Origin of the sequence: Paraburkholderia rhynchosiae (genome assembly GCF_002879865.1) — a bacterium.
GTDB classification, from domain to species: Bacteria; Pseudomonadota; Gammaproteobacteria; order Burkholderiales; family Burkholderiaceae; genus Paraburkholderia; species Paraburkholderia rhynchosiae.
On sequence record NZ_PNXY01000024.1, the window covers coordinates 92,977 to 114,956 of the forward strand.

The window sequence follows — 21,980 nt, forward strand, 5'->3', positions numbered from 1 at the left end:
TTAACTCCCGCCAACTGGACGGTCGAAGCGAACGATCACTCCATCTGAATTCTGGAAGAAGAGCGTCTGGAGATTCTGCGCGTTCGGTTTTCCCCATGTCCGAGCCGCAATCGATGCCATGTCTACGCTAGACAAATCCGCCTGCACAAGCACGCCATCGCCCTGACTAGCCTTCTTCTCGATGTTCTTAACGATGTTCGACGGGTTTAAATTTTCAGGCGTATATACATCTATCTGTCCAACTCCCTGTACCGACAGATCCGCCGTCCGAACACCAGCAACTCCCTGTGAGGATGCCGTGGGCTGATGGTTCACATCATATCCAGCATCCGCCAACCCTTGCCCCGCACGAATCTCGTTCGAATCAGGCGTCGCGCCAGGCTCAATGTTGACATTGCCTCGCGCGCCATCATCGTTCCCGTTGTTCAGCGTCGCATTACTCGGCACATGCCCGGTTGCACTCAGCGAGGCGTTTGCAGCCTGTCCTGCCGCCGAGTCTACCAGCACCGCACTTGGACTCGCAGTCGGCGGCTCGCCGCCTCCCATGCCAGCGACCGCGCTTAACCCGTTTGCGACACCTTGGGCTGCGAGGTCCGAACGGGATTCAGATATCTTCGCTTGTGCATCGGCGTTCATCTTGCCCAGGACCTGGTTCCCCAGATTCGCCGCACCGCGCCCTGCCGACTTCGCCTGCTGAATGACCCAGTCGCCCGCTCGGAGCACCGGGTCGTTGTATGCATCATAGGGGCTATAAACGAACAGACCCGTGGACTTCAGCTCATTCTGCTCGGTCACATAGCCCGCACCACGCTGCTGCGATGCGAGCGCCGCCGCCTTCGCCGGATTGTTATCCGACATCTGCACCGCACACTGGACGTCGTAGCACGCCGCATCCGCTAACCGCTGCTGTTCCTCCGGCGTCCGGCCCTTCTGCAACTGAGCCAGCTTCTGCTTTTCATCCCAATGCAACTGCCGGTTGTAAAGATCGGCCCCGAGCGCCCCGTTCGCCCCGCTCATCGCCCCACCGGTTCCACCCAGCGCACCGCCCGCAACCGCACCCGCGATGCCCGATGCCACATTCGACAGCAGTCTGCCGCCGGGCGTATCGCCCAGGGCATCGGCAGCCGCATTGCCCGCAACATCACCCGCGATCGTACCACCCACCGCCCCAACGACGCTTCCGCCACCCAACGCCGCGCCAATACCCGCAACCACGGCGTGCGCCCCCATGCGTGCCGCCCCGTCATTACCCCACAGCGCAAGCTGCTGGTTCGCCGCATTGAGATCCGCCTGGGCTTGCGCCTCGGCCTGCGTATTTCCAGCCTTGCGCGCAGCATCCCTCGCGTCTGTCGCAGCTCGGGCTTTGCCAGCCGCCTCATCCGCAAGCTTCGTCGCAACGTCCCCCACGATCTGCATCCCGACCTGCACCGTCCCCTGCTGGACGGCCATATCGTTCTGTACCTTCTGCGCATCAAACGCGTTCTTCACGGCGCCATCATTCGCCGTTGCTACGTCACGGCTCAGGCCGGCCGTACTGTCGTGCGCGGTGCCTGCGTCGCCGCGCACTGTGATCGTCCCGGGACTGACCGCGGCGTACGTGGTGCCCGACTGGCTGCTGCTCACGCCTGCCATACCGGAGCCCGAGGGTCCGAGCTGGTTCGGACTCGCCCCAGCCACGCCATTGCGCGACACCGGCGCACTGAAGCTCGTACCCGATGCCGAGCTCCTGCCTGCCGAACCACTGACGCTCACGCCCACCGTCGAACCCGAATACTCCGCGGTATTCTGCAGATTCGTGTAGGCGAAACTCTGCGTCGACAGGGTGTTTTTGTCCTGCGTCGCTGTGCTCGCAATGACACCGCCGTCAAGCTGCGTATGGTTGCCCACCTGGACGTTGAAGCCACCGTCGCCCGCATAGATCCCACTCTGCTGGTCGACAGAGTGGTAATTGTTCTTGATCCACTGGTCGCTAACGCTTGCGCTACCACTGACCGTCGAACCGTAGCAGATCGGCGGCACACAGATGCTCATGTTGAAGCCGCCGCTGGCCTGCTCGCTGTTGTATGTGTTTGTGTCCTGCACACTCTGGATGTTCAGGTCGCGACCGACGTTTGCATCGACCGTCCCGCCCGACACCTCAGCGCCACGCAAGTTTGTATCCCGTCCGCTGGTGATCGACAGCTTGTCGGTCGCGGTGATCTGCGTATCGCGGTTGGTGACGCTGTCGCCGTTCGCATGTCCCTTCGCGCCGCTTGCGGCCAGTTCGATCGTGAAACCGTTCTGCTGTCCACCAATGCCAAAGCCGACCCCGATGCTCGCGTTGCTGCTGCTATTGCTGCTGTTCTGATGCGTGAGATCCTGCGCGCTTTGCAGATTGATATCGCGCGCGGCGTTCAGCACAACATCATTGGCCGAAACGCGCGTGCCGCGCGAATTGATGTCGCCATCCGTTGCGAAGCCTTCAGCGTCCTTCGTGCCGCTGCCCGTCGCCACCAGCGTGACGGTGCCGCCCGCGTTCAGCGTACTGGCGGAGTTGACCGCTGCACTTTGCTGCGACTCGCTGTGGCTGCTGCCGCCGCCGATGCTTACCGTCGCCTTCACGAGCGCCTGGCTGCTCCCGCCAGACCCGGAGAGCTGCTGCGCCGTGTTGGCCACATCGTAAGCAGCAAGGCCTGCCTTCGCGTCGTCGATCGCTACCAGCCGCGAATCGCTCGAACGGTGTGAACCCGTCGCCTGATTGACTGCTGCAATGGCGTTGCCCGCCGCACCGCCTAGCGCTAGCGTCACGCCATACTGGCTCGCGCTCTGGCTCATGCTGCTTTGCTGCGCGTCAGCGCCCGGATCGAGGTTCACGTTCTTGCCGACCAGCGTCAGGTCCTTGCCCGCGCTCAAATCGGTACCGGCCACCGTCACGTCCTGTCTGGCGTCCAGCGTCACGTTTCCATTGCCGCTCACGATCTGGCTGCGGATCGTGCTCTGCGTCTGCGCGGCCGTATCCTGGACCATATGGCTGTTCGACACGCCCTGGCTGAAGCCGGTCCCCGTACCGTTGCTGCCCAGGTCACCGAACCGGTGACTGCTTGACTCGTCGTGGTTCGTGCTTGTCTCCGTGCCCGCCAGCACATTGATTGCTCCCTGGGTCGCCACGAGATCGACGCCCTGCGTCCCGCTGATGCCGGAACCCACCACATCGATGTCGCCCGTGCGACTTTTCACAATCACGCTGTTGCCAGTCACAACGCTCGCCGTCTGTGTGGTCGACGCGCCGTTGCTGTTCGCATCACTGCGTGCAGTGTTATAGGGCGACGAACTGACGCCACCACTGTTCGGCCCGCCGCTGATCCAGCGTCCGAGATTACCCAAGCTCGGGCTCGCGATCTGGAAGCTCGTGCCCGAACTGTCCGACTGACTGCTTTGCTGCCACTGGTCGGTCGATGCCTGCAACAGCACATTGCGGTTCGCATCCAGCGTCGTTGTACCCCCCGCCGAAATCTTCGAGCCGATCACGGCAATATCGCCGTCCAGCGGATTGCCGCTTGCATCCCTGGCAAGCCCGCCTGTTGCCGTCACACTCACGTTGCCGCCGCCACGGACCGAACTGCCGGCGTTCGATACGCTCGACATCTCCGTGGTGCTCGAGCTGCTGCTACGGCTGAACGTCGCGGTGAGCGACGGCGTGTCGGCGCCACTCGCGCCGAGCTCATTGCCGATGCCCTGAGCCCGCTGATAGGCCGTTCCCGACGAGCCCGCCGACCTCAGATTGCGCACGGTATCGAGCGGCGTGCCCGTTACCGCGAGCGTCATACCGCTTGAACGCGTCTCCTGATGATCGCTCGACTGGGCACTGTCCTGCCCCGGATCAATCGCAACGTTCTGCCCCGTGATGCTGATGTTGCCCGTCGCGCCCGTGACATCGCCCGTCGCCTTCCCGGCGACGACGTCACTGCCGCCGATATGCACATCCTTGCCGGCGGAAATTGACACATTACCTGCCACGCTGCCGACCGTGCTACGCGCCTGGCTCTGCGTGACGGAATTCGCATCGTATTGATCCTTCTGTTCGCTAGAACCAATACTGAACCCGATGCCGCCGCTTCCAGACAGTCCCGAGTGCTTTACGTCATGAAATTCGGAATCCTGCCACGTATCGGTCGCAGCAACGATACTCACGCTGCCCTTCGCAGCGAGCGCAACAGCATTCGTTCCGACGAGACTGCTGCCAGTCACGTTGATGTCCTTGCCGCTCACCACCGCCACGCCATCGGCTGAGATGGTGCTGCCGTCGGCTTGCGTCGTTGTCTGGTCGACCCGATTGACTGCGCTCGTGTGGCTCGCGACGCCACTGTGGCTATCGGTCTCGTGGAAGTTATCGACGTGCGTTTCCGCGGCAGCCCCAACGTTCACATTTCCGGCCGCCATCAGCAGTGCATTGCCCTTGTCGAGCGAGACCGTGCTGCCGATGACATTGATATCCTTCGCGGACACGATCGCGAGACTGTTGCCGCTCCTGAGCGTCGTGCCCGTCACCGCGTCGTCGGACGTGTGCAGCGTCTCCGCGTAGTTGCCGTGATGGTCGCTGCCCGAACTGTTGCTATCGACTGTCGAAGTCGCAGTCGCCGCCTGCAGCGTCACATTGCCGCCTGCCACGACGGTTCCGCCGCCACCAAGGTTAATGCTCGCGCCGGTCGCCGTCAGATCGCCGCCCACCGCGATCAGCGACGCACCCCCTACCTTCACGCTGCTGCCGACGTCGCTTACGAAATGCGTATCCGACACGCCGTTCGCACGCGCGACCACTTTCGTCTCACCTGTCTGCTGTACGCCGACATTCCAGTTACCGCCAATATTCATCCCGAGCGCACCACCGACGTTCAGCGCAGCCGCGTTCTGCTCAAAGTTGCCGCCCGTCACGATCGCTGCATTGCCCATGACGTTGATGCTGGCCGCCGGCCCGAGCGTCGTGGTAACCCGCGTCGCACCGGTGGCGCTCACCTGGTTAAGGGTGTTCGCCGCTGTGTTCAGAACGAGATTGCCACCTGCCTGCAGTGCCAGGCTGCCCGCGTTGAGGGTGGCCGACGTCAGCTTTACATCGCCCGCCGTCACGAGCGACATCTGCCCGCCGCTTTGCAGCGTGCCGAACGAACTGTCGATGGTCTGTCCGCTGATCGCGAAACTGTTCGCCGCCTTGATCGTGCCGCTATTCGTCACCGACTGCGCGTTCTGCAGATCGATGTTTGTCGCGGCGATCACCGGACCGTTGCCCATATTTTCCTGGTTCGCCTTCGCCAGGTACACCACCGGCACGAGCACCGCCTGCCCGTCGACGATCTGCGTCTGCATGATCACGACGTTCGTCGTCAGTTGCGCTACCTGCTCGGGCGACAGGCCAGTCCCCGGCGCCACATTGAGCGACTTCGCAACCTGGGCGCCCGAGGTCATCAAGGCCTGGAACTCGTCCTGCGTGCTCGCATAATTGGTCAGCACCGACTTCCCGGTCATCGACAGGATCTGGTCCTGCACAAGTTTCTGCTCGTAGAACCCGTCTCCCAGTCTCAACTGGATCTGGCCGGGATTCATTCCCATCTGCTGGAAGTAGTAGTCGCTCGAGATCCACTGCTGCTGGTTCGTGAAGGCTGAGTTCGTCTCGATCAGGTAGGGCGCGTTCGGCGCGGGGTCGGCGTGGAAGAGTCCCCCTGTCGGCACCGCGATGTTGTTGAGCACGTTGACCGCCGTCGCAGCGGCGATCGTCGGATTGTTCGAGTTGGCGAGGCCGCTATTGAGGATGCGGCCGCCCTGGACTGCCACCGCGCCCGCATGTGAGCCACTGCCTGTACTGACCGACCCGCTCACCAGTCCCGCGCCGATCGCCCTCACGCCTTGTGTGCCGACCGATCCGCTGACCACGCCCGCACCAATCGCTCTGACGCTCTGCGTGCCGATCGTGCCGCTCACCGCACCCGCGGCAATGGCTCCCGCGCCCTGTGCGCCGATTGAGCCGCTTATCCAACCGGCTCCCGTGGCTGACACCGTCTGCCCGGGCAGGAGTCCGAGCGGCGTCACGCCGGCGTTGCCCGCGGTGTTGTTGATCGTCACGCCAGTGCCGCTCAGCGTGCCGCCGGCCGCGAACGACGACTCATAGGCGGGCAGCGCGTACGTGCGAACGTCCGCCGGCGCCGCCTGCGTGTAGCCGCCTGGACGGGAACCGACGAATGGTGCGTCGCCGAACGGCAACTGCCAGTTGTGTTCGCTGTTGTCGTAGTTGTTGTAGTGATATTCACCCGAATACGTGACCTGCACCTGCGGAGCACTCTGGCCTCGCCAGCTATCCTGATCGATCGTGACGGGGGAAGCGATATTGCCCGCCGCCGCCACCTGGCTCCAGTAATTCTGGAACGTGCCGACCGACGACGCGTTCAGGTTACCGCCCGCGATGATCTGTGATCCCGGGCTGACGGACGTCACCGCATTGGCGACTGCGACCCCCGTATAGGTCGTGTACTGGTAACTGCTGTTCCACTGGCCCCCGTGCGGCGGGTCAGTAGGCAAACCACCGATCATCGACGGGTCACCCCTGGAACCTAGGACGTCCGGATTGCCCGGGCCGCATGCAGCCATGTAGGTGGCGGTACACCCGGCCAGACTGATACCGAGGCTTTCCAGCAGCGCCGGATCGACCGACGACGTGAAACCGCCCGTCGACATCACGCGCCGCGTGTTCGTCACCTGGCCGGCGTGCAGTTCCATGTCGCCACCCGACTGGATCAGCCCGGACTGGTTGCGGATCAGATTCGCGTTGGTGTAATTGCCGCTCCCGTCCTTGCCGCCGGCCAGCACCACCTTGCCGAGACCATAGATCGCCGTCATCGCCTGGGCGTCGGTCGCTGTCGTATCGTCGCGATTCTCGATGTCCGCAGACAGCAGTTCAAGCGTTCCGGCGCCGTCGGTTGCGCCGATCAGTGCGCTCGTGCCGAGATTCGACAACGTCTGTACAGCATTGAGCGACACGCTGCCGCCGACGATGGTGCCCGTATTAGCCAGCGTATTCGAATGCGTGGCAAGCAGACCGCCGGCGCTCAACATTCCGGTGTTCTGAATATCGCTTGCATTGATCGTGAGCCCGTTGACGGCGGTAAGGGCTCCGTTGTTGCTGAATGTTCCCGGCAACGTGAACGTCAGATTGTGACCCGCACTAAAGCGATAGTTCGGCGAAGTGGTGAAGTTCCCTTGCAGGTTCAAGGTCAGGTCATTCACGGCACTGTACATGCCGCCGCCTCCCAACGCATTTGCAGTGACCGACAGATTCCGCGATGCGATGATTTGGCCGCTGGTAGCAGTCAGCGTACTGGTCGAAATTCCAATGTCGCCGGTCGCGCTCGCTACATTGCCGATTGCGCCGCCCGTGTTGTCCAGATTCGCGGTGTTGATCTGCAGGTTCGCGCCGCTCAGTTGCCCGCCCTGCGTATTGGAAATCGACGTGGCGTTCAGCGTTACGCCGCCGTTGCCGCTGATCGAGCCCATGCCGGACGCACCAGCCGCATTGCGGTTGGTGATCTGGCTACCGCCGTTGACCGTGGTCGCGCCATTGCCGACGTTGGTGATCGCGCCGCCCGAATTGTCGATCGACGATGCGCCGACATTCAGCGTGCTGCCGGCTGCCGCGCCGCCTGCGCCGATAACGCCGCCAGCATTGAACAGTGCACCACCGCTGATGGCGCTCAGTCCTGTGCCCGACGAAAGACGTCCATTTGTGTTGTTCAACGTCGTCTGAACGGACGCGGACAACACGCCCTGCGAAGCCAGCATGCCGCCCGTGTTGTCGAAGCTGCCGACCGAGACGGAAGCCTGCCCGTTGCTCACAATCTTTCCGCCCACGTTCGCAAGCGACCCGTTGCCGTTGCCTGGACGAATGCTCAGCGTGCCCGTGCCGGCGTGCGTGATCGTGCCACCGCCGTTGTTCACCGATGCGGAGGCGAGCGTCAGGTCCGTACTGTTGGTCTGAATCGTGCCGCCGTTCGAGTTGTCGAGCGCGCCGGTGACGCCAACGCTCATCGCCCCGGTCCCGAACTGGGTGATCGAGCCTGCCTGGTTCGTCAGATTCGTTGTGGTGATATCGAGCTGGTTCGTCGTGATCCTGCCGCGGCTGTTATCGAGTTGCGCAGCCGTCATCGAGACGGTATTGCCACTCACGACGCCGTTCGTGTTCCGGAAGGACGTGGCGTTTGCTGTGATCGCCTGTCCGCTCAACGTCCCGTTGCTATTGTCGAGCGTTCCGCTGACGGTCGTGTTGAGATTGTGCGCCGCTGTGATGCTGCCGCCGTTCGTCAACGATGCGGCCTGCACCGTGCTGTCGCCCGACGCGGCGATCGTGCCGCCGGTGTTCGTGATAGCCGAGCCACTCGCGACGCTCAGGTTACCGTTCGATGCAAGTTGCCCGCCGGTGTTGTTCAGCGTGCCGGCAACGGTCGCGTTGAGCCCGGTCTGTCCGCCTATCGTCCCGCCTGTGTCGTCCACACTGCCCGCAGTCAGCACGACCTGTCCGTTGCTGATCATCGAGCCACCGACGTTCGTGACGGCACCCGTGCCACTGGCTGCGTTGACCGTCAGCATGCCGGTGCCGGCGTGCGTAATCGTGCCGCCGTTGTTGTCGAGGGTCGCAGGCGCGAGCGTGAGGTCGGTACTTTTCGTCTGGATCAACCCGCCGTTGGAATTATCGAGTGTGCCGCTTATGCCGAGACCCATTGCGCCGGTCCCGAGCTGTGTAACGGAACCGTGAGCGTTGGTCAGGTTAGTGGCCGTGAGACTCAACTGGTTCGCGATGATACGGCCGTTACTGTCGTCGAGTTGCGGCGCAGTGAGCGAGACGGTATCGGCGCTGATGGTTCCGTTCGCATTCTTCAGCGCCGCAGCATTAGCCGTGACCGTCTGCGCGCTCAGCGTGCCGCCGCTGTTGTCGAGTATGCCTGTGACGACGACGCCAAGGTTCTGGGCCGCCGTGATGTTGCCGCTGTTCGTCAGCGACGCGGCGCGCACCGTCGTATTGCCCGATGCGGCGATCGTGCCGCCGGTGTTAGTGATCGCTGAGCCGCTCGCGACGCTAAGGTTGCCGTTCGATTCGAGTTGCCCCCGCATATTATTGATGGCGCCGGCAACGGTCGCGTTCAGCCCGGACTGGCCGCCTATGATGCCGGTCGTGTCGTCAAGGCTGCCGGCATTCAATGCGATCTGACCGTTGCTGATGACCGAGCCACCGACGTTGGTGATCGCGCCGGTACCATTGGCCGCATCGACGGAGAACGTGCCCGTTCCGGCATGCGTGATAGTCCCGCCGTCGTTGTTCAGCGTTCCGGCAGCAACCGCCAGGTCCGTGCCTTTAGTCTGGATCACGCCGCCGCTGGAATTGTCGAGCGTGCCACTTACGTCGAACTCCGTTGCGCCGGTGCCCAGTTGCGTGATCGTTCCGTGCTGGTTCGTCAGATTCGTCGCCGTGACACTAAACTGGTCCGCGGTGATGGCGCCGTGACGGTTGTCGAGTTGCGACACAGTGGCCGACATCGTATCCGCGCTGATAGTGCCGTTCGCATTTTTCAGCGAAGCGGCATTCGCCGTAAGCGTCTGCGCGCTCAGCGTCCCGCCGCTGTTGTCCAGCATGCCCGTTACGACGGCACTGAGATTCTGCCCCGCCGTCACGCTACCGCTGTTCGCCAGCGACGCTGCACGCACCGTTGTATCGCCCGACGCGGCAATCGTGCCGCCCGCATTCGTGATGGCCGAACCGCTCACGAGGCTCACGTTGCCGTTCGATTCGAGTTGCCCGCCGGTGTTGTTGATAGCGCCGGCCACCGTCGCATTCAGTCCCGCCTGGCCCCCGATAGTCCCTCCAGTGTCGTCCAGGCTTCCCGCGTTCAGCGCGACCTGCCCGTTGCTGATCATCGAGCCGCCGACGTTCGTGACAGCGCCCGTGCCATTGCCCGTATTCACCGTCAGCGTGCCGCTGCCGCCGTGCGTAATCGTGCCGCCGTTGTTGTTGAGGGTCGCTGGCGCGAGCGTGAGGTCCGTGCTCTTCGTCTGGATCAGCCCGCCGCTGGAATTATCAAGTGTGCCGCTGACGCCGAGACCCATTGCGCCGGTGCCGAGTTGCGTGATCGAACCGTGCGCGTTGGTCAGGTTGGTGGCAGTGAGACTCAGCTGGTTGGCGATGATCCGGCCGCTGCTGTCGTCAAGTTCCGGCACAGTGAGCGAGACGGTATCGGCGCTGATGGTTCCGTTCGCGTTCTTCAGCGACGCCGCATTGGCCGTGACCGTCTGCGCGGCCAGCGTGCCCCCGCTGTTGTCGAGCGTTCCGGTCACCGTGGCATCAAGATTCTGTCCCGCTGTCACGCTGCCGCTGTTCGTCAGCGAAGCCGACTGCAACGAGCCGTTACCCGTCGCGGAAATCGTCCCGTTGGCGTTCGTGATGGCCGAGCCGCTGGTGACGCTGAGGTTACCGTTCGAGTCAAGCTGACCGTTCGTATTGTTCAGTGTGCCGGCAACTGACGCAGTCAAGCCTGTCTGTGCGGAGATCGCGCCACCGGTGTCGTCGATGCTCCCGGCAGACAGCGTCGCCAGCCCGTTTGTCGCGATCTTCCCGCCGACGTTCGTCAGCGCCCCTGTTCCGTGGCCGGCATCGATCGCGAGCGTCCCGGTGCCTGCATGGGTGATGGTGCCGCCGTTGTTGTTGAGCGTCGCCGGTGCTAGCGTCAGATTCGTACTATTCGTCTGGATCACGCCGCCGCTGGAATTGTCGAGGGTGCCGCTCACACTGACGCCCATCGCACGCGAGCCGAGCTGAGTGAGCGTGCCGTTGCCGTTCGTCAGATTCGTGGCATTGACGTTGATCTGGTTCGCCGTAATGTTCCCGCCGCGATTGTCGAGTTGCGGCACCGTTACGGAAACCGTACTCGCGTTGATCGTTCCATTCGCGTTGCTGAGCGTCGCCGCGTTCGCGGTTAGCGTCGCGCCGCTCAGCGATCCGCCGCTGTTGTCGAGGGCTCCGGAAGTTGACATCGTCAGTTGCTGTGCGGCCGTCATCGTCGCGCTGTTCGTCAGCGAGGCCGCGCTAATCGCCGCATTGCCGTTGCCGCCGATTACGCCACCCGTCGTACCCTGCGCCGTCGTGCCCCCCGCGTTCGTAATCCGGCCGCTCGCTGTGAGCGTCAAGCCATCGTCATTACCTGACACGATGCGCCCGGCGGTGTTTTGTACGTTCGCGCCCGACACGTTCACCGCGCCGGCCGCGTCCAGTCGGCCCGCGGTATTGTCGATGTCGCCGCTCGACGCCACCTTGAGCGCGTGTGCCGACGTCACGGAGCCTGAACCGTTCTGGAGGCTCGCCGCCACAATCGTCGCGGCGCCGTTCGTGGCGACGTTGCCGTGGCCGTTATCGAGCGCACCGGTCTGAATAGCTAGCGCCGCCGTACCCGCCTGGCTGATTGTGCCGCTCGCGTTTGTGAGACTGCCTGAGCGGATCGCGATGTTCTGCGCGTTGGTCGTGACCGTACCGCCGGTATTGTCGAACGCGCCCGACGCAATCAGCGTCGTGTCACCCGCACCCGTTTGCGACAGTGTGCCGCCGCGATTTGAAATGCCACCCGCGGTCATGCCCAGCTGCGCCGCGCTCATCTGCGCATGGTCGTTCATGACAGTCCCTGCAGCATTGACCACGAGGCTACCGCCCGCCTGCAGCGACGCGCCCGTATGCCCGATGTTGCCCGCGTCGCCTCCGGCGCCCGTCGCGATCAGGGATACATTGCCTTTCGATAAGGTTTGCCCGCCCGTCATGTTCACGCTGCTGCCCGACAGTGCGAGACTGCCGCCTGCCATCTGCTGACCCGTGGCCATCACGCTACCCGAACCCGTGACCGCAAGACTGCCTGTTCCAGTGACGTTACCGTTGGCATCCATGCCAGCACCAAGCGCGCCGGTCGAACTGACGCTCGCGCCCGCGACAGTCGTGTCGCCGAGCGCAGCGATCGTGCCGCTATTGCTCACCTGCCCCTGGCTGGTTAAGGTCGTCTTCTGGGCCGCATAGACTGAGCCGCTGTTTGCGACATCGCCGGCTGCGGAAATCGTAACGTTGCCGTTTGCACTGGTCGAACCTGACAAGCTGACCTTGCCCTGGCTGCTGAGCTGCAGATCGCCGGCTTGCGACGCAATCGTGCCGGCGCTATTGACGCCAACGCCTGCGTCCGTGCCCACCAGCATGATCTTGCCTGCATACATGCCACCGAGCTGCGCGACGTCGATCGCCACGCCCGGGTTACTGCCGTCCGGGCCGAGCGATTGCGCGTTCAGATCGCTGTAACGCACATCGTTGTTGCCGGCGACGACGTTGAGCGACTGTCCCGCCCAGATCTTGCCGTTGACAGCCACACTGCGTGCGATCAGATCGACCTGGTCGACGTTGCTCGCGTTGAGCCCAGCTGTGCCGATCTGGACCTGGCCACCCGTCACATGGAAAGCATCGAGGCTGCCCGTGCCGCCGAAGACGGGCGTGCCTGTCGTCAGCACGCCGCGGCTCGTGTTGATGAATCCGCAACCGTTACAGTAGATGCCCGCCGGGTTAGCGATAACCACCTGGGCCTTCTGGCCCGCCACTTCTGTATAACCCAGCAACTGGCTGGGATTGCCACCCACGACCTGGTTCACGATGACGCGTGCGCCGCCGGCACCGAGATTCGGATTGCCGGTCACGTATCCGCCCAGCTGGGTCTGTACGTTGCTTCCCGAGTTGTTCAGGATGAGACCTTGCGAGCCCACGTTGTACTGTGTGTACGAGTTGTTCGATACGCCAGCGCCATTGGGCGCGGTGATCTGAACGACCGGTAGTCCGTTTGCCGTCACGCCGACGGCCGGCCTGCTCCCGGCTACGGGCGCGGCGACCACCTGCGCGTCGGCCCACAGGGGCTGCATGCCAAGCGCGCATAACGCGGCAAATGCGACGTGCCTCATCGACAGCATGTCGATAAAGCCTGCTGGTGTCCCCTCCAGCGGCGCACGGCGAACCGCGCCGGCCGAGCGCCCCTTCCCTGACCCCGATGCCGTTTCCTGCACAGCCGTCCAAAGGCCCCGTGCTGCACTGAAAATCACCCGATAGATATTCTTGTTCATAGCAGGAAACTCACGCTGAAACCGGCCACCGGCCAGTGGTTCGGGAAACGGGCTGGCTGGTACAAAGGACCGCCGATGAAAATGTCGTAGCTGATGTGCCTGAATGCACTGCCGCGCAGGCCGACCACCGCCCCGACGAGACGGCGGCCAAGCAGATTGCTGGTCCCTGGGCCGAATACTTCGCCACCATCGACACCGACATACAGCGCCTGGCCGAAACGCGGAAACGGAATCTCAAGATCATTGCGGATGAACAGGCCCTTCTCCGCAGCGAGCATCGTGTTGCCGTCGAAGCCGCGCACGGTGTAGCGGCTGCCGATCGAAAAGTATTCAGTGGGATAAAGCGTGTTGGGCGAGTTCTGCGCACGCACCGTTGCCAGATACCGCAAAGAAAAGCCCGCAATGGCAAAAGGCACACTCAACGTCGCGTCAAGTGTTTGCATCCGGTAATAGTAGGTCGGCGCGCCAATGGCCACCACGGACAGGTCCTGCTGCGCGCCGAACCACGGCACGCCCCACCGATAGGCAAGCGTGCTGTCGAGTTGCGCGGCGCCGATGTAGTGCTTGTGTTCCCAGCCGACTTCCGCATAGCTGTTGTCCCGGTGCTGAACGTCGATTTCAGTGCCATCAATAAATGCCTGGCTAAAGCGCTTGCCGACGCGAAACTCGACCATGTTCTTCTGCACCTGATTGCGATAGAACTGGTATTCCGTCTTGACGTCAAAGGTGCTGGACTTGCCGCTCGACACCAGCGTCGCGAATGCGCCCGCAATCTGCTGGTGGTAGTCGTACTGGCTGGCCGTGGCGGTGAACGTCCAGTTACCCCATGGAATGGAGTAGTACGCGCTGCTGCCGTGCGTACCGTACTGGCTCGTGTGCCCGTTGATGTCGTGGTTGTAGCTGACGTTAAGAAGGTCAGAGAGGCCCAGCGGATTGTCGAGCGTCAGGCTGACGTTGCCTTGTAGTTGGCCTGTCGACTTGAGCCCGCTGTCGTCGGCGCTCACGGAGAGCGACCACGGCTTCGTGCGCTTGACGGAGATCACGACGTCGCTTTCACCGGCCGACGGTCCGGGCACGATCTGCATCTCGACGTCCTGATTCGGCACCCGCTTCATCTGCTCGAGGCCCTGCTCGAGATTGCGCAGATTCAGGAGATCGCCCGCTCGCGTCGGGAACGCATTGCGCCATGTGCCATACGTCGATGGGTCGGCGAAGCGGATCGCGCTGATGACACCGGGGACCAGTTGCAGTTTCAGCTTGCCGCTCGAGAGGTCCTGCGGTGCGATAACGACGCGGGTTGTCGAATAACCCTTCCCGATGATGCGCGCCATCACGCGATGCACGATCAGATTGAGCCCCTCGCGCCCGACACATTGACCGCGATAGCGCTGGAGATAATCGTTGGCGAACATCAATTCGCCTGGGAACAGAGGATTCGGAGAGAGCGCTCGCGTACCCGCCGACTCGACCGGATCACTCAAGCCCGGCGGCACTTCGAGCGTCAGTTCATCTACCCTGAAGCATGGTGTTTCGACGGGGACCTTGCCGTCGTCTTTCTCCGCACGCTCGACAGGCTGAAGCGCGACGTTTGGCGCGTTGATCGCCCGCTCGCGTTCGATTGCCTGTTGCTGTGCGCGGCGACGCTGCTCCTGTTCGCCGGACTGTTCGCCGAGCGGACCCACCGCCTGCGCATGCGCGACACAGACGTGCGAAGCTGCCAGCAATGAAGCGCACAGTGGTATGAGCCAATGCAACTTATGGGAGCGCGCGCAACGGGCGCTGCCAGATTCACGCCTCGCTTCGGGCGATAGCGCGATCCAGCTGAATCTCTTCTTCATTACGTCGATCTTGTTATGGCGCCGGAATCGACGCAGATGTTTTGAACGTCAAACCGGGAAGTCGTCCCGGCATACTCCGCCCGACCGGCATTGACAAACGAGCCGCCGTTCATCGAATGTCGGTTCGAATTTGCCGGCATTACTTTCGCGCGCGCGTCGCTTGAACCGAAGCGCTTTCCCATAACGCGGGATCTGATATTCGCCGTCTGATCTTCAATTGCGCGAGGCCTAATTCCGGCGTTACCGGACATTGCAGTGACCGCATCCACGCCGAACTCACCGCCATATGGACCTGTAGAAACGTCCGTCACAGTTAGTTCGATATTGAAGGCGCAAATGTCATTCGCAGGAGTTGATCTCCTGACTGCCGCTCCGAGATGGACCGGTATGCGCATTGCATAGCCGTTATTTATCGCCGCTGCGACGAGCTTGATTTGAAATTGACGCGAACGCAGATTCTCTCGACCCGCGTTGGTTCCCCGTACGCTGCTGAACATGCTTTGTATATCTCGCAACCTGCTCGTTGCGGCTGCTCTCGTTGGATTCAATCAATACGCGCGACATTTCAGGCGCAACGTTCGTATGACGAATAACGGCGTCGACCAGTAGTTCTTTAGGAAGATCTTGAAATATTTCTTTATTACGCCGCCTTCAATGACATGAACTCCGTCACTCTTTACCTGCTTCGTATTGCGGCACCACTAGCAGCACAGCGCAACAGATTAAAGTTTCTTCAAAAGCTGCCGATAAGGCGGCTTAGTCATTAAATGCAAACAAAAACGACAGTCATGCAACGCCCAACGAATGTCCGCGAGCGCAGCGCACGCACTGAGCCCATTTTCATGCTCGTAAAGCCCACTCGTGGCAAGCACCAACGTTTGCCAATCCGCTCGTGGCGGTCCACATAGCCGTGCACGACGTTGCTGTTCCTCGTTCGCCATGGCGTCGCGTTTTCGTTGCGTCCCGGGCGGCCGCTGCCAGTCCCCGAACGCCGTTCGGTCCGCAGTACCCAAGCGTCGACGCCTTCATACCAGAACCGGAGCGCCGCGCGCGCCCGGACTCGCCGACCGGTTAGACGCCCGTAGCTACCGCGCTTGTGTTCGGCGCAAACGTTCCAGCCTTCATAACAGTTCCATCCAGCAGGAGATGCAATGAATTCGACCAGAAAGTACGGCGCCGTACTCGCCGCCGCCATCGTCGCATTGAGCGGTTGCGCAACGGAGTCGTCGCGCTCGCTTCCGATAGCGCCAGCCGCCAGCGTGCAGAGACCGGCTGTCGGCAAGACGGTTCAGATCGCGGTTGGGAAGTTCGACAACCGCTCGAGCTATATGCGGGGCATCTTCTCGGACGGCATCGACCGTTTGGGTGGCCAGTCCAGAACCATCCTTATCACGTCGCTCCAGCAAAGCGGACGCTTCAACGTGCTCGATCGCGACAACCTCGACGAAATCCGTCAAGAAGCGGAGTTCACGAAGAAGGCTCAAATCATCAAGGGCGCGAACTATGTCATCACGGGCGACGTGACCGAATTCGGCCGCAAGGAAGTCGGCGATCATCAGTTCTTCGGCATCCTCGGTAGCGGCAGGAACCAGGTAGCGTACGCGAAGGTGAGCCTCAACGTGGTCGATACGACGACGTCTGAAGTCGTGGCATCGAGTCAAGGTGCGGGGGAGTTCAGCCTGTCTAACCGGGAAATCATCGGCTTCGGCGGCACGGCGAGCTATGACTCCACGCTGAACGGCAAGGTGCTCGATCTGGCGATCCAGGAAGCGGTCAACCATCTGGCCGACCAGGTCGACGCGGGCGCGCGCAAAGCTGCACGCTAAGCGGGGCGCGCGATCGCATCCGATCCGTCACTCGCGCTTCACCAAAATAATTCACGCTAACGGGGTTCCAGATGAAATACACCGGCCAGATTCGGGGAATCTGCTTGTCAGTCACAGCAGCGGCGCTGCTGCTTTCCGGGTGCGCGAACACCAGCACGCCCCCGCTCTATCAATGGACCGGCTATCAGCCGGCGGTCTACGACTATCTAAAGGGCGAAAAGGCCCCGCAGGAAGAGATCGATGCACTCGAAAAAGCGGTCCAGCAGATTCGCGCGAAGGGCAACACGCCGCCGCCTGGCTTTCATGCGCAGTTGGGCATGCTGTACGCGACTGTCGGCAACGACGGTCAGGCCATGCAGGAATTCGATGCCGAGAAACAGCTGTTTCCCGAGTCGTCGACCTATATGGATTTCCTGATGAAGAAGCCGAAACAACAATAAGCGAGCGAGCCGATATGTCCAAGTTCCTTTCTCTCAAGCTCTGGTTTGCCCTGTCCACAGTCGCGCTGCTCGCGGCGTGCGCGCAGCAGCCCGTGAAGCACGCCGATTACACGGCCTTCAAGAATGCGCGTCCGCGCTCGATCCTCATTCTGCCGCCTGACAACACCACGACCGACGTGCAGGCCTCGAACAGCATGATGTCGCAGATGACCATGCCTCTCGCCGAAGCCGGCTACTACGTTGTGCCAGTCGCCGTAATGGAAGAGACATTCAAGCAGAACGGCCTGACGACAGCGGGTGATATCCAGCAGACGTCACCCGCCAAGCTGCGTGAGATTTTCGGCGCGGATGCGGTGCTGTATTCGAAGATCACGCAATACGGCACGTCGTACCGAGTGCTGGACAGCGTGACGGTGGTCTCGGCATCGGCAAAGCTCGTCGACCTGAAATCGGGCGATGTGCTCTGGCAAGGCAGCGCAACCGCCAACAGTAATGAAGGCAACAACAGTGGCGGCGGCGGCCTGATCGGCATGCTGGTAGTGGCGGCGATCAAGCAGATCTCGAACTCGCTGACCGACAAGAGCCACCACATCGCCGGCGTCACGAGTTATCGTCTGCTGCAGGCGGGGCCGCCGCGCGGTCTGCTCTATGGCCCGCGATCGCCGAAGTACGGCACCGACTGATTGCAGGAAGTAGGGATGGCTTTTGCGATGGGGGCCTGCGAGGCGGTCCGTGATCGTCTCGCGCTTCATTGCGCGGTTTGATGGGTGCGCATGCCGCGCTTAAGGTAACGGCACGGCAGATGGCTGCCTCAACCGGGTGCCTGCGAGTGTTTGCCGGTTCATGCGCGTTCCACTCGAGGTCCCACTGCGAGCCAAGCCAGATTTGTTTGCCAACGGCAAGACACCGGAGAGGTGGAATCTCGATAGAATCAGCGCGTTAGAGAATGGCGCCAGACAGCTTTCTTTTGCGAGGAACGAGGCGTGGTTGTTGCGACGGTGCATTCGATCCGCGAACCGGCGCGCCAAGGGCAGCCGACTTCCGCATGTAGCAGGTATGCTCCGAAAAGCGTCGCAGTGAAAAGCAGCTAGTAGCAAAGAAAACGGTAACACTCACACTCTTGGGAGATCCGCATGCTTTCCTTCATTGGTACGGTAATCGTAGGGTTCGTCGTGGGATTGATTGCGCGGGCGGTGAAACCCGGGAACGACAAAATGGGTCTTATCATGACCATCATCCTCGGCATTGCCGGCTCGCTGATTGCGGGCTATGTCGGGCGTGCGCTGGGCTGGTACCAACCAGGGCAGGCGGCGGGCTGGGTCGCTTCGGTGATTGGCGCGATGGTCCTACTGGTCGTTTATGGACTGGTCCGTCGGCGGAGTTAATTTCCGCGCAGGGACAGGTCTACGGTGGCGATAACGAAGTGGCCCGCTCGCGTGAAAGCGGGCCCGGCAGGTTAGAGCGAGATCAGATCTAATTTGCAAAGAACCAGGCCGGTTCGCCCGCAACCCCGCATTCGCCGGTTCAGCGCGAAAGATCGAATCCAAGCTGCGCACGCCCGAGCGGCGTCATATCGCTTTCCTGCGCGCGGCCAATGAAGTCCGTCTCGAAGTGGTCCGCGGGAAAATCCGGTGGGCTTTCGCCGCGCAAAAAACTCGGTAATTGACGCTTCAGATAAGCCTCGTTTTTCGCATACCACGGCGCCGATGAGATAGACATCACGTTGCTATAGCCGTTGCCGCGATGCGCGTTCTCGACCGAATGCACGACGTCACTGTGCCAAAAGACCGCGTCGTCGGCCTGCATGTGCGCAATGGGCGTGACGGCCTCGAGCAGCAAGCTGTGCCACTCTGGCTTGATCGATAGCGCGCGGGCGGATGGATGCGTTGCTCGATGAGTCGCCGCGCGTATGGCTCGGCGCGGTGCTGGACGTGCTCGCGCAGCTTGCGGAGGTGGAGTCTGAATCGTTGGCGTCGCCAGCTGCGCATAGGCGGGGAGCGCAGGCTGGGCAAACGGAAGGGAACGGACAGCAGCACGGACATGGGCAGCGGGTCGCAGCGGCTCGGCAAGCGGCGCGAACTGCTGGCGCGGCGAGAGCAATTGGATTCGCAGAATCCGCGGAAGTCGGCCCACGAACCGGCAGCGGGCGCGCCGTCGCGCCGGGCGGCAGTGCCTCCGAGGCGGAGCGCCTGAACCGTGTGCTCGATCTGCTCGACCGGCGCTTTCACGAGCCGTCGCGCATTGCAGAGCTTTGCGAGCTCGCCAACCTGTCCGAACGCTCGTTGCACCGCTACTTCGTGCGGCAGGTAGGCGAAAGCGTCGGACGCTATCTAAGCCGGTTACGAATCGGCTACGCGACGCGGCATCTGACGGACACCACATGGCCTGTCGCGCTGATCGCCACAAAAGCCGGCTTCCCGAATCTCTCCAATTTCAATCGACAGTTTCTGTCCGCACGCGGCATGACGCCGAGTGCCTATCGACGCTTCTTCGAAACTCACGGCCACCCGCCAAAAGATGCGACGACGACGCCGCACAATTTAGAAACGCGTCCGCCGTCGCTTGAACGGTCAGGACGACGGCAACGACGCACGCCATCGGCTTGAATTAGTGTTACAACGGGCGGCGCATGACGCACCGCGCGTCGACAAACAACAACGCCCCAACGGTGCAACCCGTTGGGGCGTTTTGCTCTTAAGCCTTCGATTCCGCTTCAGCCCGCAACAAACCAACCACTACGGACCAGGCAGACTCAAGCCCGATCAACGTTGCGCGATCGGCTTGGCTTCACGCGGCGTGTCGCCGATGAACAACTGACGCGGACGGCCAATCTTCTGCTCCGGATCGGCGATCATTTCGTTCCACTGCGCAATCCAGCCGACCGTACGCGCCATCGCAAAGATACACGTGAACATCGACGTCGGAATGCCCAACGCGCGCTGCACGATGCCCGAGTAGAAATCGACGTTCGGATACAGCTTGCGCGACACGAAGTACTCGTCTTCCAGCGCGATCTTTTCGAGTGCCATGGCCAGCTTGAACAGCGGGTCGTCGTGCAGACCCAGTTCGTTCAACACTTCGTAACAGGTTTCGCGCATCAACTTCGCGCGCGGATCGTAGTTTTTGTAGACGCGGTGGCCGAAGCCCATCAGCTTCACGCCCGAGTTCTTGTCCTTCACCTGCTTGATGAACTCGGGAATGTTGTCGACCGAGCCGATTTCTTCCAGCATGTTCAGCGCGGCTTCGTTCGCGCCGCCGTGCGCCGGGCCCCACAGACAGGCGATACCGGCTGCGATACAGGCGAACGGATTCGCGCCCGACGAACCGGCGAGACGCACGGTCGAGGTCGATGCATTCTGTTCGTGATCCGCGTGCAGGATCAGGATACGGTCCAGAGCGCGCACGAGCACGTCATTGACCTTGTAGTCCTCGCACGGGTTCGAGAACATCAGGTGCATGAAGTTCGCGCTGTACGACAGGTTGTTGCGCGGGTACGCAAACGGCTGGCCGATGCTGTACTTGTACGCCATGGCGACGAGCGTCGGCAGCTTCGCGATCATGCGGATAGCCGACACTTCACGGTGACGCGGATTGTTGATGTCCAGCGAGTCGTGGTAGAACGCCGACAGTGCGCCAACTGCGGCGACCAGAATCGCCATCGGGTGCGCGTCACGACGGAAGCCGCGGAAGAAGAAGTGCACTTGCTCATGCACCATCGTGTGATTCGTGACGGTCTTCACGAACTCGTCCTTCTGCTGTACGTTGGGCAGTTCGCCCTTCAGCAGCAGGTAGCACGTCTCGAGGAAGTCGGCGTTTTCCGCGAGGTTGTCGATCGGGTAGCCGCGGTACAGCAGTTCGCCCTTATCGCCGTCGATGTAGGTGATTGCCGAATTGCACGCCGCCGTCGACATGAAGCCAGGGTCGTACGTAAACTTGCCGGTCTGGCCGTACAGTTTGCGGATGTCGATCACGTCCGGGCCGAGAGTGCCCTTGTAAATCGGCATTTCAACGCTCGGCGAATTGTCGCTGAACGATAGCGTGGCTTTAACATCTGACGGGGTCATAGCACATCCTCAATCGAAGTATGGAAACAGGGTTTCGATAATTGCACGCCTGGAACAACGCACTCGCGGCGCTCAAGCGTTGCGCAGCAGCTCCAGGACCCGGAGCACATCCGGGTCGGCAAGCTCGCCTTCAGGTTCCTTGCGCGCGAGAAGCAAGTCCATCAGGTCGTTATCGCTCAGCTCGAGCAGGCGCGTAAGTGCGCCCACGTCGGCATCGCTGAGGTCATGCTCATATCGGCTGAAAAAACGTTCAAAGATCAGATCGTTTTCCAGCAGGCCCCGCCGAGCGCGCCAGCGAAGACGCGCGCGGCGGAGAGGGTCGGACTGATGCGATGGATCGTTCATGTCAGTACGTGCGGGGCCGCTCCCAAGCGTACTAACCGCCCCGGCGGGGGCAGCGAACGATAGTGAGCGCGGGGTTATTCATCTAGACAGCGCGGCGAACCATCAATTCCTTGATCTTGCCAATCGCCTTTGTAGGGTTCAGCCCCTTCGGGCAGACGTCGACGCAGTTCATGATCGTGTGGCAGCGGAACAGGCGGTACGGGTCTTCCAGGTTATCGAGCCGCTCGCCGGTCGCCTCGTCGCGGCTGTCCGCAATGAAACGGTAGGCCTGCAGCAGCCCCGCCGGACCGACGAACTTGTCCGGATTCCACCAGAAGCTCG

Annotated in this window: 9 protein-coding genes and 3 pseudogenes; 5 read left to right on the forward strand and 7 right to left on the reverse strand. The window is 62.0% G+C overall.

The annotated features are described in order from the left end of the window. Genes C0Z16_RS27140 through C0Z16_RS37520 form a run of 3 tightly spaced genes read right to left on the reverse strand, consistent with a single transcriptional unit; the run spans position 1 to position 15,481 of the window. Positions 1-13,146, reverse strand: a complete 13,146-nt coding sequence (locus C0Z16_RS27140; protein WP_102635144.1) for a hemagglutinin repeat-containing protein — start codon at positions 13,144-13,146, stop codon at positions 1-3. Beyond that, the gene (locus C0Z16_RS27145) at positions 13,143-14,984 is read right to left on the reverse strand and encodes a ShlB/FhaC/HecB family hemolysin secretion/activation protein (protein ID WP_244201375.1); all 1,842 of its coding nucleotides are present in this window, start codon (positions 14,982-14,984) and stop codon (positions 13,143-13,145) included. Before C0Z16_RS27145 ends, C0Z16_RS27140 begins: the two co-directional genes overlap by 4 nt. Further along, positions 14,984-15,481, reverse strand: a complete 498-nt coding sequence (locus C0Z16_RS37520; protein WP_146014358.1) for a hypothetical protein — start codon at positions 15,479-15,481, stop codon at positions 14,984-14,986. Before C0Z16_RS37520 ends, C0Z16_RS27145 begins: the two co-directional genes overlap by 1 nt. A gap of 654 nt (positions 15,482-16,135) precedes the next feature. Between C0Z16_RS37520 and C0Z16_RS27150 the strand changes: the two genes are divergently transcribed. The 4 genes from C0Z16_RS27150 to C0Z16_RS27165 all read left to right on the forward strand — a co-directional run bounded on the left by C0Z16_RS27150 (position 16,136) and on the right by C0Z16_RS27165 (position 18,635). Next, positions 16,136-16,810 carry a CsgG/HfaB family protein gene (locus C0Z16_RS27150; protein WP_102635145.1) on the forward strand — a complete coding sequence of 225 codons (675 nt, stop codon included), beginning with the start codon at positions 16,136-16,138 and terminating at the stop codon, positions 16,808-16,810. Between the two features lie 71 nt (positions 16,811-16,881). After that, positions 16,882-17,250, forward strand: coding sequence for a DUF4810 domain-containing protein (locus C0Z16_RS27155; protein WP_102635146.1), 369 nt, complete (start codon positions 16,882-16,884; stop codon positions 17,248-17,250). Between the two features lie 14 nt (positions 17,251-17,264). Next, entirely contained in the window at positions 17,265-17,933 is a 669-nt protein-coding gene (locus C0Z16_RS27160) for a DUF799 domain-containing protein (RefSeq protein ID WP_102635147.1), read from the forward strand. 450 nt (positions 17,934-18,383) lie between these two features. Then, positions 18,384-18,635 carry a GlsB/YeaQ/YmgE family stress response membrane protein gene (locus C0Z16_RS27165; protein WP_102635148.1) on the forward strand — a complete coding sequence of 84 codons (252 nt, stop codon included), beginning with the start codon at positions 18,384-18,386 and terminating at the stop codon, positions 18,633-18,635. Positions 18,636-18,774: 139 nt separating this feature from the next. Here C0Z16_RS27165 and C0Z16_RS27170 read toward each other — a convergent pair. Next, positions 18,775-19,122 (reverse strand): annotated as a pseudogene (locus C0Z16_RS27170) (YbiU family protein); the annotation flags it as partial. On the opposite strand from C0Z16_RS27170, the pseudogene C0Z16_RS39625 reads away from it, so the two are divergent. Continuing rightward, a pseudogene (locus C0Z16_RS39625) lies at positions 19,110-19,856 on the forward strand (helix-turn-helix domain-containing protein); the annotation flags it as partial. The pseudogenes C0Z16_RS27170 and C0Z16_RS39625 overlap by 13 nt on opposite strands. A 156-nt stretch (positions 19,857-20,012) precedes the next feature. On the opposite strand, the gene gltA reads toward C0Z16_RS39625, so the two are convergent. The 3 genes and pseudogenes from gltA to sdhB all read right to left on the reverse strand — a co-directional run. Continuing rightward, positions 20,013-21,314 (reverse strand): citrate synthase, encoded by a 1,302-nt coding sequence (gene gltA, locus C0Z16_RS27180; protein WP_102635150.1) that lies wholly within the window; start codon positions 21,312-21,314, stop codon positions 20,013-20,015. 72 nt (positions 21,315-21,386) lie between these two features. Next, positions 21,387-21,659 (reverse strand): FAD assembly factor SdhE, encoded by a 273-nt coding sequence (locus C0Z16_RS27185; RefSeq protein ID WP_102635151.1) that lies wholly within the window; start codon positions 21,657-21,659, stop codon positions 21,387-21,389. Between the two features lie 82 nt (positions 21,660-21,741). After that, positions 21,742-21,980, reverse strand: a pseudogene (sdhB, locus tag C0Z16_RS27190) (succinate dehydrogenase iron-sulfur subunit); the annotation flags it as partial.

What these genes read in the sequence shown, in the direction of transcription:
- C0Z16_RS27140 (WP_102635144.1), bottom strand. Translation starts at nt 13,146, where the DNA reads ATGAACAAGAATATCTATCGGGTGATTTTCAGTGCAGCACGGGGCCTT.
- C0Z16_RS27145 (WP_244201375.1), bottom strand. Translation starts at nt 14,984, where the DNA reads ATGAAGAAGAGATTCAGCTGGATCGCGCTATCGCCCGAAGCGAGGCGT.
- C0Z16_RS37520 (WP_146014358.1), bottom strand. Translation starts at nt 15,481, where the DNA reads ATGTTCAGCAGCGTACGGGGAACCAACGCGGGTCGAGAGAATCTGCGT.
- C0Z16_RS27150 (WP_102635145.1), top strand. Translation starts at nt 16,136, where the DNA reads ATGAATTCGACCAGAAAGTACGGCGCCGTACTCGCCGCCGCCATCGTC.
- C0Z16_RS27155 (WP_102635146.1), top strand. Translation starts at nt 16,882, where the DNA reads ATGAAATACACCGGCCAGATTCGGGGAATCTGCTTGTCAGTCACAGCA.
- C0Z16_RS27160 (WP_102635147.1), top strand. Translation starts at nt 17,265, where the DNA reads ATGTCCAAGTTCCTTTCTCTCAAGCTCTGGTTTGCCCTGTCCACAGTC.
- C0Z16_RS27165 (WP_102635148.1), top strand. Translation starts at nt 18,384, where the DNA reads ATGCTTTCCTTCATTGGTACGGTAATCGTAGGGTTCGTCGTGGGATTG.
- gltA (WP_102635150.1), bottom strand. Translation starts at nt 21,314, where the DNA reads ATGACCCCGTCAGATGTTAAAGCCACGCTATCGTTCAGCGACAATTCG.
- C0Z16_RS27185 (WP_102635151.1), bottom strand. Translation starts at nt 21,659, where the DNA reads ATGAACGATCCATCGCATCAGTCCGACCCTCTCCGCCGCGCGCGTCTT.